Origin of the sequence: Cellulomonas sp. KRMCY2, from assembly GCF_000526515.1 — a bacterium.
Lineage (GTDB): Bacteria > Actinomycetota > Actinomycetes > Actinomycetales > Cellulomonadaceae > Actinotalea.
On sequence record NZ_JAGF01000001.1, the window covers coordinates 3,672,340 to 3,686,337 of the forward strand.

Here is a 13,998-nt window from a genome sequence, read left to right on the forward strand (position 1 = left end):
GAGATCCGTCTCAGCTGTCAGCACGATCCCACATGCCGCCGCCCATCCGGCCCGCCCCGACACCGTCGCCGAGTCGCTGCTCGCGGTTCTCCAGCATCTGCGCCTGGCGCTCCGCGCGGCCCTCCTGCATCTCGACCTGGTGCTCCTCGCGCCACTGCACCATCTCGGGCGAGTCGAAGCGTTCCTGACAGTCCTCCGGTGCCCAGGACGGCGGGGCCGTCCTGGACCAGCTCTCGCCGGGCACCGTCGCGTCGTCGTCCGTCGCTGCCCACGCTGCACCGACCGGCACGCCGATCACCGCTGTCGCGATCCCGACCAGCAGGACCCGCTTGATGCTCTGCCTCATCACAACCACCTCTGTCGCACTACCCGGGACGTCCCGGCTGCCTCAACGGTCCCGCCGCCACGTGGTGGCTGTGCGAGCGGGACTCTGAAGACTCTGTGAAGGTGACGCGCGTCACCAGCAATACCCGCTGGGGTATGCGACGGAAGTCCTCCTACGGTCGGCGACCCGAGACCTAAAGTCATGGGAGGTATCCAGGAGACGGGAAGAGGCACATGAAGATCGTCGTCGTCGGTGGCGTCGCAGCCGGTATGTCCATCGCCGCTCGCGCGCGTCGGCTCGACGAGTTCGCCGAGATCGTCGTGCTCGAGCGGGGCCATCACGTCTCGTTCGCGAACTGCGGGCTCCCGTACCACATCGGTCAGGTGATCACCGAGCGCGACCGGCTCATGCTGCAGACGCCGCAGAGCCTCAGCGAGTCGCTCGACATCGATGTACGCGTGGGCAGTGAGGTGGTCGGCATCGACCGGGCCGCGAGGACTGTCACCGTCCGCGACGTCGACTCCGGGGAGCTCACCGAGGAGACCTACGACGCGCTGGCGCTGACCCCCGGCGCCATCCCGATCCGACCGAACCTGCCCGGCATCGACCATCCGGCGGTGCACGTGCTGCGCCGGATCGGCGACATGGACGTGATCAAGGCTGCGGTCGACGGCGGCGGCGGCGCCAAGCGGCAGGGCGGGATCGGCCACGCCGTGGTGATCGGCGCGGGCTACATCGGCCTGGAGATGGCCGAGAACCTGCACGAGCGGGGCGTGAGCGTCGAGATCGTCGAGATGGCCGACCAGATCATGCTGCCGCTGGACCGTGAGCTCACCACCACGATGGAGAACTACCTCCGCGCGCACGGCGTCGCCCTGCACCTGCGCACGGCGGCCGCCGCGTTCGCCGAGCGTGCGGACGGCCAGGTCCGGGTCGAGCTCAAGGACGGGTCGGTGATCGACACGGACATGGTCGTCCTGGCGGCGGGTGTCCGGCCGAGCACGGAGCTCGCGGTCGCCGCAGGCCTCGAGCTCGGTCCTCGGGGCGGCATCAAGGTCGACCGCCACATGCGGACCTCGGACCCGCACATCTGGGCAGCCGGTGACGCGGTCGAGGTCGAGCACACCGTGCTGCCCGACACCTGGCTGATCCCGCTCGCCGGGCCCGCGAACCGTCAGGGCCGGGTGGCCGCGGAGAACATCTGCGGCCGGGAGACCGTGTACGAGTCCACCCAGGGCACCTCGGTCGTCAAGGTCTTCGACATGGTCGCGGGCGGGACGGGTGCGTCCGAGAAGCAGCTCGTCGCAGCCGGTGTGCCCTACGCAGCGGTCCAGACCCACCCGCACGGTCACGCCGGGTACTACCCCGGCACGGCGATGATGCACATGAAGCTGCTCTTCGCGCCCGACACCGGTCGCATCCTCGGCGCCCAGATCGCCGGCTTCGACGGCGTCGACAAGCGGCTCGACGTGCTGGCCACGGCATTGCGCGCGGGGATGACGGTCGAGGATCTCGAGAGCCTCGAGCTGTCCTACGCACCGCCGTTCGGCTCCGCGAAGGACCCCGTGAACATGATCGGCTTCGTCGCGGCCAACACGCTGCGGGGCGACCTCGCACTGTGGCACGCGGGTGACTACCCGGGCGCGACCGACGGTGCCCGGATCGTCGACGTCCGTGGTCCGGACGAGTTCGCGCTCTGGCACCTGCCGGGCGCCGAGAACGTGCCGCTCAAGGACCTGCGGACCCGTCAGGAGACCTGGGACCGGAACGTCCCCATCCGGCTCTACTGCGCCGTCGGCTTCCGCAGCTACCTGGCCTACCGCTCGCTCGTCCAGCGGGGCTTCACCGACGTCCGGACGCTCTCCGGCGGGATGGCGACCTTCCGGGCCTTCCACGACGTCACGCCGAGCGAGATCGACTCCCCCACGCCCGTGATCTCCTATGCGGAGACCGCACCGGCGCCGACGTCCACCGGGGTCCTGCTCGACCTGGACTGCACCGGGCTGGCCTGTCCGGGCCCGATCATGAAGCTCCAGGAGGCCATCAAGACCCTCGGGGCCGGCGACGAGGTCCTCGCCCACGTCTCCGACTCGGGCTTCCGCCTCGACGCACCTGCGTGGGCGACCAAGAACGGGCACACGATCGTGTCCTTGGTCCCCGAGGGAGCGGGCTACGCCGCGCGGATCCGCAAGGGCGCACCGGTCGGTGGCACCTTCGCGGCGGTGAGCGGCGCGGCGGCGCGGATCACGGACAAGAAGTCGTTCGTCGTCTTCTCCGGCGACCTCGACAAGGTGCTCGCGGCCTTCATCCTGGCCAACGGCGCCGTCGCGATGGGCGACGAGGTCTCGATGTTCTTCACGTTCTGGGGTCTGAACGCGCTGCGCAGGGACGACCCGCCGGCCCGGCAGCGCACGGTCATGGACAGGGTGTTCGGCGCGATGCTGCCGTCCGGTGCGGGCGACCTCAAGCTGTCGACGCTGCACATGCTCGGCGGAGGTACGGCGATGATCAAGAAGGTGATGCGGGCGAACAAGGTGCCGAGCCTGCCGGAGCTGATCGGCTCGGCCCAGGCGTCCGGCGTCCGGCTCGTGGCGTGCACGATGACGATGGACCTGCTCGGGATCGCGCAGGCGGACCTGATCGACGGGGTCGAGCTCGGCGGGGTGGCGACCTTCCTCGGCGAGGCCAACGAGTCCAACGGCGCCTTCTTCATCTGAGCCGCCCTCCGGTCGCGGACCTCGCGACGGGAATGGCCGGTTCACGGTAGCGTTATACCCCCAGGGGTATTCACCCCCTGACATCGAGGAGTTCGCATGGCCACCGTCAACCTGACCACCGAGACGTTCGACGCGACCACCGAGGCCGAGGGCATCGTCCTGGTCGACTTCTGGGCCGCGTGGTGCGGTCCGTGCCGGAGGTTCGGCCCGGTCTTCGAGAAGATCTCCGAGCTCCACCCGGACGTCGTCTTCGCCAAGCTCGACACCGAGGCCGAGCAGGAGATCGCGGCCCGCCTGTCGATCACGTCGATCCCGACGCTGATGATCTTCCGCGACGGCACCCTGCTCTTCGCCGACGCCGGCGCCCTGCCGGGCAAGGCACTCGAGGACCTCATCGCCCAGGCGCGCGGCCTCGACATGGCCGAGGTCCGCCGCCAGGTCGCAGCCGAGTCCCCGGCGTCCTGAGCCGTGCGGTCGGCGGCAGGGCAGCAGGCACCGACCGACGACGGGGTCGCTGAGCTCGTCGTGCACCTGCGGGCCCGCGAGGACGAGGCGCTCGGGCAGATGTCGCGCGTCCTGGCAGGCACGGCCCTGTGCGCCGTCGGCCCGGACGAGACGCACCGCGTCAAGTACCTCGAGGGCGTCTCCGCGGCGCTCGCCCAGGTGCGTCGGACCCTGGTGAGCCGCGGTCGGTCCGGCGCCCTGCAGGACGAGCCGGCGGCAGTCGTCGCCGAGATCCGGCAGCAGTGGAGGTCGACTGCAGGCGCAGCCTCGACCCGGGGCCAGGCCTGGGCGCGGTACCTGGCCGGTGCGCTCGACGCCCTCGACGAGCTGGCGACGACCCTCACGACCGGAGAGACCCCATGACCCTGACCCGACCCACCCAGCCCACCAGGCCCACCCAGGTCCAGCGGCTGACCGGGCGTCGCTCGACCCGGCGGGTCGCGGTGGCCGCAGCCGTCGCACCTGTGCTCTTCGTCGGGCTGTCCGCCGTCAGCGGCGGCGTCGACCTCGTCGGCGCTCCGGTCTGGACCATCCTGGTGGCCCTGATCGCGTCCGTCGGTGCGACGGTGCTGGCGACCTACGTCCCCGTGGCCGGGTCCTGGCGGCATCCGGCGATCGGTTGCACGCCGTGCGCCGTCGTCGCGGGACTGACCGTCCTGGCATCCGCGGCGGTCCTGAACGGCGGGCCCGGCCAAGTGCCGACAGCGGTCCTCGCCCTGCTCGTCACCGGCTTCGGGCTCGCGCAGCGGCTGCGTGACCCGGGTACCTGCGCACGGCCCTGAGCTCCGCCGCGCGGCGTCCGTGTGGTGGGTGCCATAGCCTGTCGACTGGCGTTCTCCATACCCCCAGGGGTATGCTGTCGACGAACCTACCGACCGATCGAGGAGTACACCATGTGCAGTCCGGCTCGTTGCTCACGCTGCGGGAACGTCACCTGGAGCGGCTGCGGCATGCACGTCGACGCCGTCATGGCCAGTGTGCCCGTCAGCCAGCAGTGCACCTGCCGCTGACCCCACGGCGCACCACGACGCACGCCCCGCGGTACGAGCCCAGGCTCGTCCGGCGGGGCGTTCGTCGTCCTGGCGCCGGCCCGGCTGCGGGGCGTGCCGCTCAGAAGAGCTGCGGAACGCTCCGCACAGCGGTGTAGACCGCGACGACGACGAGCAGGATGGTGAACGCCAGGCTCAGACGGGCCGGGCTCACCCGTGAGACGACCCGACTGCCCAGAAGGCTGCCGACGACTGCCGCAGCCGTGAAGCCACCGATCAGGGCCCAGTCGAGCGTCACGTCCTGACCGATCCGCGAGGCCAGTGCCGTCGCGCTGTTGATCGCGATGACGACCAGGGACGTCCCGACGGCCACCGGCATCGACAGGCCGAGCGCGAGCACGAGGGCGGGTACCACGGCGAATCCGCCACCCACCCCGAAGAAGCCCGTGAGCAGGCCCACGCCGGTGGCCGTCCCCAGCACCGTGCCGGCTCGTGGCCAGTCCACCCGCACGTGCGGGCGCCAGATGACGATCGGTGCCGGCTCGGCGGCCGGCTGGGCCCCGGGAGCGATCCGTGCCTGCTGGTGGCGTCGCCAGGTCATCAGGGCGGCGACCACGAGGATCAGGAAGGCGAAGCCCGTCAGCAGGACCTCGTCGGGGACTGTCGTCGAGAGCCGTGAGCCGACGTAGGAGCCGATGACCCCGAGCAGGCCGAAGGCGATGCCCTGGCCGATCCGGACGCGGCCGACGCGCTGGTGCGGGATCGCCCCGATCACCGACGTCACGCCCACGATGAGCAGGGATGTCGTCGTCGCGGCGCGGGAGTCCTGCCCGAACAGGTAGACCAGCGCCGGGACCGCGAGGATCGAGCCGCCCCCGCCCAGGGAGCCGACGCTGAGCCCGATCACCAGGCCGACCGGGATCAACCACGCGAGCACTGTCACGTCCCTTCGGACGGCGCGGGCACCGGGACGGGGCCACGCCCGGGGATGTTACCGAGCGCCGTGCGGACGGCGCGCGGCGGCATCAGGCGGCCTGGCCCTGCACCAGCGGCAGGCCGGCGGCAGCGGCGTGCTCGGCGAACGAGTCGTCGACGTGCACCACCCGACGGCCGTGCGCAGCCAGCAGCGACGCGGCGATCGACGCGCGGTACCCACCGGCGCAGTGCACCCAGACCTCACCGTCCGGCACCTGGTCGAGGCCCTGCAGCAGCGCGTGCAACGGGATGCTGACGGCACCGTCGATGTGGCCGTCACGCCACTCGCTGGCCCGGCGGACGTCCAGGACGGCGACCGGTCGGTGGTGACGGACCTGGGACAGGTCGGCGAACGTCGCCCGCTCGATCGTGGCCAGCACCTCGTCGGTCCACTCGGCGGGCGTCCCGGTTGCTGCGGCGGCCGGCCGGTCGATGCCGATGCGGACGAGCTCGCGCTGGGCCTCGGCGACCTGCTCAGGGCTCTCGCCGAGGAGGGTGACCGGGGTGCCCCACGGGATCAACCAGCCCAGATAGGTCGCGAACTGGCCGTCGAGACCGAAGTTGAAGGTCCCCGGGACGTGTCCGGATGCGAACGCGGTCCGGGTGCGCAGGTCGACGAGCCACTCTCCTGCGGCCAGTCGCCGGCGCAGCTCGGCCTTGTCGGCCCGCTCGGGTGCGGTCAGGTCGGGCGCGGACGGCCCGGCGGAGTTCGCCGGCCCCATGTGCACGTAGTAGGCCGGGTAGGCGTCGAGGCCTGCGACGATCTCGGCGACGTAGTCCTCCTCGTCCTTGCTCAGCGCGGGGTTGCTCCGGCGCTCCTGGCCGATGGTCGAGCCGGTGGCGCCGTCCGTCGTGGCCGTCGCCGAGCAGAAGCTGCCGAAGCCGTGCGTCGGCATGACCTGCGTCTCGTCCGGCAGCTCGGCGGCGAGCTTGTGGGCGGAGGCGTACTGGTGCCGCGCAAGGGTGTGGGTGTGCGCGGCACCGAGCAGGTCGGGGCGCCCGGTCGAGCCGAACAGCAGTGAGCCGCCGGAGAAGACGACCGGCTCGGGGCCCTCCAGCACGTACGACAGGTGGGTGAAGGTGTGGCCTGGCGTGTGCAGCACGCGAACCTGCAGCTGGGGGCTGACGTCGATGACGTCGCCGCCGCGTACCGGGACGCGCTCGAAGGTCACCGGGTCGTCGGCGTTGACGAGGTACTGGGCGCCGGTCGCCTCGGCGAGGGCATGTCCGCCGGTGACGTAGTCGTTGTGGATGTGCGTCTCGAGCACGTGCGTGATCCGCACGCCGGCGCGGGTGGCGGTGTCGAGCATCCGGTCGATGTCGCGCTGAGGGTCGACGACGAAGGCGACCTCGCCGTCGTGCACGAGGTAGCTCCGGTCACCGAGGGACGGGGTCTCGATCGGGACGATGGTGTGGCTCATGGTGGTCCTGTCTGATCGGTCGCCGCACGGCGGCGGCACAGCGGTCGAGGTGCAGCGGTCGAGGTGTGGGTCGCCGGGCTCAGGAGGCGTTGGGGTGCGGGCCGACGACGACCGGGCGCCCGGAACGGACCCACTCGCCGGTGCCGCCCTGGACGGAGAGCGCATCGAAGCCGTTGCGGGTCAGGAGGTCGGTCATCACCCGGCTCCGGTTCCCGCTGGCGCAGATCACGTAGATCCGCTCGTCGCGGGGAAGGTCACGCACCCGCGCGGGGAGCTGCCCGACGGGAATCAGCTGAGCACCGGGGACGTGACCGGTGACGTACTCGTGCGGCTCGCGGACGTCGAGCACGAATGCACCGTCCGCCTGCGCCGCGGCGAACGCCTGGACCTGCACCTCTGGCATGGGTCGAGCCTCTCATCTGTAAGGGATACCCCCGGGGGTATACGAGAGGTTACAACGGAACCATCACGCGTCGCATTCCGCGAACCTCGTGGATCCCGCTGCAACGGGCGGGTCGGACCGGCGTGAGCCCGGACGAAGGGCGTCCCGCAGGGCGGCCCGGTCGTCGGACCCAAGGGCACGGACGAGGTCGCGCAGGGTTCCGGGACGGTCGTCGCTCGCCGCGAGCTCCTGGGCCATGAGCCCGGCGACGTACTCGCTGCGCTCCAGGCGCGGTCGGTAGGACCAGGCGCGTTCGGTGCTGACCCGCTCGACGAGGCCCTTGCGCATGAGGTTCGTCAGGACTGTGGCGACGGTCGTGTACGCCAGGGTCGTCGTGGTCAGCCGTTCGAGGACGCGCCGGGTGCACAGCTCGTCGGCACAGGACCAGAGCACGTCCATCACCTGGCGCTCGAGCGCACCGAGGCGGGGCAGCGGCGTCGTCCGGTCAGGCATGCGGGGCCCCCATCGGCACGAGGCACATGACCTGCCCCCGGAGCCGGACGAGCAGCGCGGCCGCGGTCGTCAGGAGCGCGACGGCGGCCAGGTAGGGCTGGACCGGTGCGAACCAGGTGATCGCTCCCGAGTAGCCGAGCGCGAGCAGGGCGAGCTTGTTGCAGACCGGGCAGCCGACCGCGAACCAGGTCAGGATCCCGCCGGCCACGCCGAGCTTGCTCGGGGTGTCCGTGCCGTCCTCACCGGCGAGGACCTCGGGGGCACCGTCCGCGCCGTCGTCGGATCGGCGCGCGGCCCTGCCCTCGGGGCGGACGTAGGTGGCCGCGAGCATCCCGGCCAGGACCGAGGTGATGATCCACACCGGGTAGTTCCACGCCAGAACAGGGATCTCTCGGCCGAACACCGGGTTGGGGATCAGCACGGTCGGATAGCCGATCATGAGGGCGAACGCCACCGAGAACAGGCCGGCGGCCAGGTACTGGCGGGCCGTCCAGCCGCGAAGGCCGAGGGCGGCGGCGCGCAGGGTGCGAGCCGGCTCGGCACCTGGGAGGGAGCCGACGTCGGGTCGCGCCGAGATGGTCACCGGTTCGCTGCTGCGCGTGGAGGGAGTCGAGGACATGGACCTACTATGCGGCATAGAAGGCCCGTGGACCGCCTCGCCGGTGTCAGGCGACGTACGGCGTCAGGAGCTCGCGGACGTGACCGGCCGTGGGTACCCGGCCGGAGAGCACGACCTTCTCGTCGACGACCAGCGCCGGTGTACGCATGACCCCGTAGCCGGCGATCGCCGCGTAGTCGGTGACCTTCTCGATGTCGGCATCGATGCCCATCGCTGCGACCGCCTCACGCGTGACCCGCTCGAGGTTGACGCAGTTCGCACAGCCGGGTCCGAGAACCTTGATCTTCATGGTGGCCTCCTGGTGGTGATGGTGGTGAGCTGTCAGACGCCGATGACGGCGTTGAAGAGATAGCCGACGGCGATGATCCCGACACCGACGACGCCGACGAAGAAGGCGATGAGCTGAGGCTTGAGCACCCGGCGCAGCAGGATGAGCTCGGGCAGGCTCAGGGCGACGACGGCCATCATGAAGGCCAGCAGGGTGCCCATCGGCAGGCCCTTGTCGTGCAGCGCCTCGACCAGTGGCATGATCCCGGCGGCGTTCGAGTACAGCGGGATCCCGATCGCCACGGCGATCAGCACGGCGAACGGATTGCCTGCGCCGGCATAGGCCGCGAAGAAGTCCTCCGGTGCCCAGCCGTGGATCGCCGCACCGAGCCCGATGCCGACGAGCAGGTAGGGCCAGATCTTGCGCAGGATCACGCCGACCTCTTCGATGCCCATCTGGATCCGGTCGTCCCAGCTCAGGCCGAGGGTCGAGTCGATCAGCTGACCGCCCAGGCGGGTCTCGAAGACGAAGGGTTCGACCCAGCGCTCCAGGCGCAACCGCCCGAGCACGAAGCCCGCCACGATCGCGATCGTCAGGCCGGCCCCGACGTACATCACTGTCGGGCCGATGCCGAACATCCCGAACAGCAGGGCGATCGCGACCTCGTTGACCAGCGGGCTGGAGATCAGGAAGCTCATCGTGACCCCGAGCGGCACGCCGGCCGCGACGAAGCCGATGAAGGCCGGCACGGCGCTGCACGAGCAGAACGGGGTGACCACGCCCAGCCCGGCGGCCATCACGTTGCCGACGCCCTCGCGCCTGCCGCCGAGGAGCGCGCGCGTGCGCTCGACACTCATGAACGACCGCAGCACGGTGACGACGAAGATGATCCCGACCAGGAGCAGGCCGATCTTGACGGTGTCGTAGAAGAAGAAGTGCACACCGGAGCCGAGGCGGCCCGCCGGGTCGAGGCCCAGGACGTCGAGGAGCAACCAGTCCCACAACGGACGGTTCAGCTCGTACAGGGCGAACCAGACGATCGCCGCCACCGCCAGGCCGACCCACCGGCGCGTCGGCGTCCTGGCCCGCAGCCGCTCGGCGACGCTCATGAGGTCACCACCGCCCGCGCGCCGGGCAGTGCCGTGCGCATCCGGTCGTGCGCGTCGTCGGCCAGCGCGTAGTCGATCCAGCGCCCGCGCCGGCTGGTCGTGACGAGGCCGGCGTCCCGCAGCACCTTGAGGTGGTAGCTCAGCAGGTTGCCCGCCACGGGGACACGCTCCTGCAGGTCGCACACGCACCGGGGGGCATCGGCCAGGACCTCGAGCACCGTCCAGCGGATCGGGTCCGCGACGGCCTGGAGCACCGCCATCGGTCCCCCGTCGGGTGCGTCCGTCACCTCAACGATCCTTGATTCAGTCACGCCTGAACTGTACGGCGCACGCCGGACGTGGCGCGGGGGACATAGGTCCCCGTCGATGCGAAGGGTGCTAACCCGCCGACCGCCGGGCCAGGTACACCGTGTTGGTCGCCTCCCGGCCCTGCAGCGGGTTCGGGAACCGCACGACCACCGCCTCGACGTCCACGAAGATCGCCGAGAGAACGGCGAGGAAGCCGTCGTCCGGCGGATCGTTCGACCACAGGGCGAACACACCGCCCGGGTGGATCCACTCGGTGAGACGACGCAGCCCTGCCGCCTCGTAGAAGTCGGCGTGGCTGGGGTTCAGGAGGTGGCGCGGCGAGTGGTCGATGTCGACGACCACCGCGTGGAACTGCCGCCCCGGTTGCTCCGGATCGAGCCCGACCGGCCCGGCGGCCATCGCGAAGAAGTCGCCGTGGACCAGACGGCAGCGCGAGTCCGAGGTGAGCCGCTCCCCCACCGGGACCAGTCCGCGCTCGTGCCAGTCGATGACCTCGGCGAGTGCCTCCACCACGACCAGGGACCGCACCCCGGTGTGCTCCAGGACGGCCTGGGCCGTGTAGCCCAGGCCGAGCCCGCCGACCGCGACATCGAGCCCGGGCCCGGGCAGCAGAGCCAGCGCCAACCGCGCCACCTCGATCTCCGCGACGGTGAACAGGCTCGACATCAGGTACTCGTCGCCGAGCTTGACCTCGTAGACCTGTGCCCCCGTGACCGGGTCCTGCCGTCGGCGGAGACTGATCTCGCCCATCGGGGTCGAGCTCCAGTCCAGCTCCTCGAAGCGAGCGGCCACCCGACTACCTTTTCCCCGGCGACGTCATCCGGCAACCCTAGGACCGCGCTGGGCCGAAGGGCACTGTCGGCACAGCGCCCACCGGCAGATCATGGCCCCATGGACTGGCTGCGGTCGCACGTCGAGACACTCCTGTTCGTCGTGTCCGCCACCCTCCTGGCGGTCGGCGGCGGGCTCTGGTTGCTGGAGCTCGGCGGTCCGGCGCGCGCGGTGTGGATCGCCGGCACCGTGCTCGGACTGGCCTTCTCGGTGGCCTGGACCGTCGAGGGCCTGCTGGCCCGTCAGGCCGGCGTCGACGTCATCGCGGTGCTCGCCCTCGCCGGGGCGCTGGTGGTCGACGAGCCGTTCGCGGGCGCCATGATCACGGTGATGCTCGCGAGCGGTCGGCTGCTCGAGGCGCGCGCCGGCGCCAGGGCCCGCCGCGAGCTGAGCCTGCTGGTGGCCCGCGCCCCGCGGATCGCCCGCCGCCTGGTCGAGGGCGGCGTCGCCGAGATCGGGGTCGACGACGTCGTGCCCGGCGACCGTCTCCTGGTCGGCACCGGTGAGGTCGTCCCGGTGGACGGTCGGTTGCTCTCGACGGCCGTGCTGGACGAGTCCGCCCTGGCCGGCGAGCCGCTCCCGGTCGAGCGGCCGCAGGGCGACGACGTCCGCAGCGGCGTGGTGAACGCCGGTGCACCCTTCACCCTCGTCTCGACGGCAGCGGCCTCGGCGTCGACCTACGCCGGCGTGGTGCGCCTCGTCGAGCAGGCCCAGGCGTCCTCGGCGCCGTTCGTCCGGGTGGCCGACCGGTTCGCTGTGCTCTTCGTCCCGCTCACCCTCGTGGTCGCGGCCGCCGCCTGGGCGATCAGCGCCGACCCGGTCCGCGCGGTCGCTGTCCTGGTCGTCGCCACGCCGTGCCCGCTGCTGCTGGCCGCGCCGATCGCGATCATGTCCGGCCTGTCACGCGCTGCGCACGTCGGCGTCGTGATCAAGGGCGGCGGCGCCCTCGAGCGGCTGGCCGTCGGCCGGGTCATGCTGTTCGACAAGACCGGCACGCTCACCCAGGGCCGACCGACGCTCTCCGACGTCGTCACCGCGACCGATCGGATCGACGCCGACGAGCTGCTGCGCCTCGCCGCCTCCCTCGACCAGGTCTCGGCCCACGTGCTCGCCACCGCCATCGTCACGGGAGCGACCCGCCGGGGCATGGCCCTCGAGATGCCGACCGAGGTGCGCGAGCGGCACGGCTACGGCCTGCAGGGGCGCGTCGGGGACCACGAGGTCCGCCTCGGCAAGTCGGGGTGGGTCGTCGGCGAGTCCACCCCCAGCTGGGTCCGCCAGGTCCGACGACGTGCCGATCTCGACGGCTCCCTGACCGTCTTCGTCGCCGTCGACGGGCAGGCAGCGGGTGCCTTCCTGCTCGAGGACCCGATCCGCACGGACGCCCCGCGCATGGTGCGGGCCCTGCGCGCCGCCGGGGTCGCCCGGATGGTGCTGGTCACCGGCGACCGCGCAGACATCGCGGACACCGTCGGCCGGATCGTCGGGGTCGACTCGGTGCTCGCTGACTGCGACCCGGCCGAGAAGCTGCGGGCGATCCACGCCGAGGGCGGTCAGAACGGCACGATCATGGTCGGTGACGGCGTGAACGACGCCCCCGCGCTGGCGGCGGCCGGAGTGGGTGTCGCGCTCGCTGCCCGGGGAGCCACCGCGTCGTCCGAGGCCGCCGACGTCGTGCTCACCGTCGACCGGGTCGACGCGCTGGCCGACGCGATCATGATCGCGCGCAGGTCGCGGCGGATCGCGGTCCAGTCCGTCGTCGTGGGGATGAGCCTGTCCCTGGTCGCGATGGGCTTCGCAGCCGTCGGGCTGCTGCCCCCGGCGGCGGGCGCAGTGCTCCAGGAGGTCATCGACGTGCTCGCGATCGCGATCGCCCTGCGCGCGGTCCTGCCGGGGCGGGTGCACACCCTCACGCTCCCCGCGGAGGACATCGCCATGGCCCACCGGTTGCGGGTCGAGCACGATGCGGTGCTGCCGGTCGTCGAGCGGGTCCGTTCCGTCGCGGACGGGCTGTCCGCGCGAGCCTGCGACCTGGCACCGGCGCGCGGCCTGCTCGTGGCGCTCGAGACGGACCTCATCCCGCACGAGCGCGCGGACGAGGCGCTGCTCGTGCCGCTCGTCGCACGCGCACTCGGCGGCCCGGACACCACAGCGGCGCTGAGCCGCACGCACGCCGAGATCGAGCACCAGGTCAACCGGCTGCACCGGCTGCTCCTCGAGCTGACCGACGAGACCGCCGCGCCGGAGGATGTCGTCGAGCTCCGTCGCCTGCTCTACGGGCTGTACGCCGTGCTCCGCCTGCACAACGCGCAGGAGGAGGAGGGCGCGTTCAGCCTGGTCCCGGACGGTGCGCACACCCTCACCGCTCGACGCCCGGTCGCCTGACACGCTCGTTCGGCTGACACGCTCGTTCGACTGAGACGCCGGGCGACCGGACCGCTCAGGCGCCGGCGAGAACGCCGAGCACGACCTCGACCAGGACAGTCCTGGTGCCCTGGTCGAGATGTCGGCCACCGGGGTTGTCACGCCGCCAGGCGGCGACGCCGGCCGGCAGGCAGCCGACGGCGCAGGCGGCCCGGATCCGGAGCTCGGCAGCGCTCACCGGATCGGCGGGGGGCGGCCCGACCAGGGCCCGGCCGACCCGCTCGGGCAGGGCGCTGTCCCCGGTCAGGGCCCGCATGTGGCTGCCGACTGCCGGGTCGGAGAGCATCACGACGACCTGTGGACCGACCTCCGCGACGACGTCGACCAGGGCTGTGACCAGTGCTCGGCGGTCCTGCTCGTCCACCGCCCGCCCGTGCTCCTCGAGGACGCTCGCGACCCGGCCCATCGCCGGCGTCAGCACGTCGGCAAGGAGCTCCTCCTTGGACGGGAAGTGGTAGTAGACAGCGGCCTTGGTCATCCCCATCCGCTCCGCGATGTCCCGGATCGAGGTGCCTTCGTAGCCCTGGCGACCGAACAGGTCGAGGGCCACCTCGAGGATCCGCTCGCGGGTCGTCCCCGACTCCTCTGCACGCACGGCGGCCTCCCAGGACT

16 protein-coding genes are annotated in these 13,998 nt (G+C 71.7%); 5 read left to right on the top strand and 11 right to left on the bottom strand.

Features of this window, described 5'->3' with window-relative positions; translation table 11 throughout:
• Positions 1–10 precede the first annotated feature (10 nt).
• On the bottom strand, positions 11–346 hold the full coding sequence (locus K415_RS0117265; protein ID WP_024288291.1) for a hypothetical protein: 336 nt from the start codon (positions 344–346) through the stop codon (positions 11–13).
• A 212-nt stretch (positions 347–558) separates the two neighbouring features.
• Here K415_RS0117265 and K415_RS0117270 point away from each other — a divergent pair, with 212 nt between their 5' ends.
• The 4 genes from K415_RS0117270 (at position 559) to K415_RS0117285 (ending at position 4,328) form a co-directional block, all read left to right on the top strand.
• Complete coding sequence (locus tag K415_RS0117270; protein WP_024288292.1) at positions 559–3,042, top strand: FAD-dependent oxidoreductase; 2,484 nt, start codon at positions 559–561, stop codon at positions 3,040–3,042.
• 96 nt (positions 3,043–3,138) lie between these two features.
• Complete coding sequence (trxA, locus tag K415_RS0117275) at positions 3,139–3,507, top strand: thioredoxin (protein WP_024288293.1); 369 nt, start codon at positions 3,139–3,141, stop codon at positions 3,505–3,507.
• Positions 3,508–3,510: 3 nt separating this feature from the next.
• A complete protein-coding gene (locus tag K415_RS0117280; protein WP_024288294.1) occupies positions 3,511–3,909 on the top strand; it encodes a hypothetical protein in 399 nt (132 codons plus the stop codon).
• Positions 3,906–4,328 (top strand): hypothetical protein, encoded by a 423-nt coding sequence (locus tag K415_RS0117285; protein ID WP_024288295.1) that lies wholly within the window; start codon positions 3,906–3,908, stop codon positions 4,326–4,328. Before K415_RS0117280 ends, K415_RS0117285 begins: the two co-directional genes overlap by 4 nt.
• A 328-nt stretch (positions 4,329–4,656) precedes the next feature.
• On the opposite strand, the gene K415_RS0117295 is transcribed toward K415_RS0117285, so the two are convergent.
• From K415_RS0117295 to K415_RS0117335, 9 genes are all read right to left on the bottom strand, one after another.
• On the bottom strand, positions 4,657–5,472 hold the full coding sequence (locus tag K415_RS0117295) for a sulfite exporter TauE/SafE family protein (RefSeq protein ID WP_029664039.1): 816 nt from the start codon (positions 5,470–5,472) through the stop codon (positions 4,657–4,659).
• A gap of 88 nt (positions 5,473–5,560) precedes the next feature.
• Positions 5,561–6,931, bottom strand: a complete 1,371-nt coding sequence (locus tag K415_RS0117300) for a rhodanese-like domain-containing protein (protein ID WP_024288297.1) — start codon at positions 6,929–6,931, stop codon at positions 5,561–5,563.
• A 79-nt stretch (positions 6,932–7,010) separates the two neighbouring features.
• Positions 7,011–7,334 carry a rhodanese-like domain-containing protein gene (locus K415_RS0117305; protein ID WP_024288298.1) on the bottom strand — a complete coding sequence of 108 codons (324 nt, stop codon included), beginning with the start codon at positions 7,332–7,334 and terminating at the stop codon, positions 7,011–7,013.
• A 63-nt stretch (positions 7,335–7,397) separates the two neighbouring features.
• Positions 7,398–7,826 carry a BlaI/MecI/CopY family transcriptional regulator gene (locus K415_RS0117310; protein WP_051480629.1) on the bottom strand — a complete coding sequence of 143 codons (429 nt, stop codon included), beginning with the start codon at positions 7,824–7,826 and terminating at the stop codon, positions 7,398–7,400.
• Positions 7,819–8,445, bottom strand: a complete 627-nt coding sequence (locus K415_RS0117315; RefSeq protein WP_231494925.1) for a hypothetical protein — start codon at positions 8,443–8,445, stop codon at positions 7,819–7,821. Before K415_RS0117315 ends, K415_RS0117310 begins: the two co-directional genes overlap by 8 nt.
• 46 nt (positions 8,446–8,491) lie before the next feature.
• Positions 8,492–8,734 (bottom strand): thioredoxin family protein, encoded by a 243-nt coding sequence (locus K415_RS0117320; RefSeq protein ID WP_024288301.1) that lies wholly within the window; start codon positions 8,732–8,734, stop codon positions 8,492–8,494.
• A 32-nt stretch (positions 8,735–8,766) separates the two neighbouring features.
• Entirely contained in the window at positions 8,767–9,822 is a 1,056-nt protein-coding gene (locus tag K415_RS0117325) for a permease (protein ID WP_024288302.1), read from the bottom strand.
• Complete coding sequence (locus tag K415_RS0117330) at positions 9,819–10,133, bottom strand: helix-turn-helix transcriptional regulator (protein ID WP_024288303.1); 315 nt, start codon at positions 10,131–10,133, stop codon at positions 9,819–9,821. The genes K415_RS0117325 and K415_RS0117330 overlap by 4 nt, the downstream gene beginning before the upstream one ends.
• A gap of 67 nt (positions 10,134–10,200) precedes the next feature.
• Positions 10,201–10,923 (bottom strand): spermidine synthase, encoded by a 723-nt coding sequence (locus K415_RS0117335; protein ID WP_024288304.1) that lies wholly within the window; start codon positions 10,921–10,923, stop codon positions 10,201–10,203.
• A 99-nt stretch (positions 10,924–11,022) separates the two neighbouring features.
• Here K415_RS0117335 and K415_RS0117340 point away from each other — a divergent pair, with 99 nt between their 5' ends.
• Complete coding sequence (locus tag K415_RS0117340) at positions 11,023–13,347, top strand: heavy metal translocating P-type ATPase (RefSeq protein ID WP_024288305.1); 2,325 nt, start codon at positions 11,023–11,025, stop codon at positions 13,345–13,347.
• 55 nt (positions 13,348–13,402) lie between these two features.
• Here the strand turns inward: K415_RS0117340 and K415_RS0117345 are convergent, their stop codons facing one another.
• Entirely contained in the window at positions 13,403–13,981 is a 579-nt protein-coding gene (locus K415_RS0117345) for a TetR/AcrR family transcriptional regulator (RefSeq protein ID WP_024288306.1), read from the bottom strand.
• Between the last annotated feature and the right edge of the window lie 17 nt (positions 13,982–13,998).

Excerpts from the sequence above, each read along its gene's own strand:
- K415_RS0117340 (WP_024288305.1), top strand. The coding sequence starts at position 11,023 with ATGGACTGGCTGCGGTCGCACGTCGAGACACTCCTGTTCGTCGTGTCC.
- trxA (WP_024288293.1), top strand. The coding sequence starts at position 3,139 with ATGGCCACCGTCAACCTGACCACCGAGACGTTCGACGCGACCACCGAG.
- K415_RS0117270 (WP_024288292.1), top strand. The coding sequence starts at position 559 with ATGAAGATCGTCGTCGTCGGTGGCGTCGCAGCCGGTATGTCCATCGCC.
- K415_RS0117285 (WP_024288295.1), top strand. The coding sequence starts at position 3,906 with ATGACCCTGACCCGACCCACCCAGCCCACCAGGCCCACCCAGGTCCAG.
- K415_RS0117310 (WP_051480629.1), bottom strand. The coding sequence starts at position 7,826 with ATGCCTGACCGGACGACGCCGCTGCCCCGCCTCGGTGCGCTCGAGCGC.
- K415_RS0117305 (WP_024288298.1), bottom strand. The coding sequence starts at position 7,334 with ATGCCAGAGGTGCAGGTCCAGGCGTTCGCCGCGGCGCAGGCGGACGGT.
- K415_RS0117325 (WP_024288302.1), bottom strand. The coding sequence starts at position 9,822 with ATGAGCGTCGCCGAGCGGCTGCGGGCCAGGACGCCGACGCGCCGGTGG.
- K415_RS0117265 (WP_024288291.1), bottom strand. The coding sequence starts at position 346 with ATGAGGCAGAGCATCAAGCGGGTCCTGCTGGTCGGGATCGCGACAGCG.
- K415_RS0117320 (WP_024288301.1), bottom strand. The coding sequence starts at position 8,734 with ATGAAGATCAAGGTTCTCGGACCCGGCTGTGCGAACTGCGTCAACCTC.
- K415_RS0117315 (WP_231494925.1), bottom strand. The coding sequence starts at position 8,445 with ATGTCCTCGACTCCCTCCACGCGCAGCAGCGAACCGGTGACCATCTCG.
- K415_RS0117300 (WP_024288297.1), bottom strand. The coding sequence starts at position 6,931 with ATGAGCCACACCATCGTCCCGATCGAGACCCCGTCCCTCGGTGACCGG.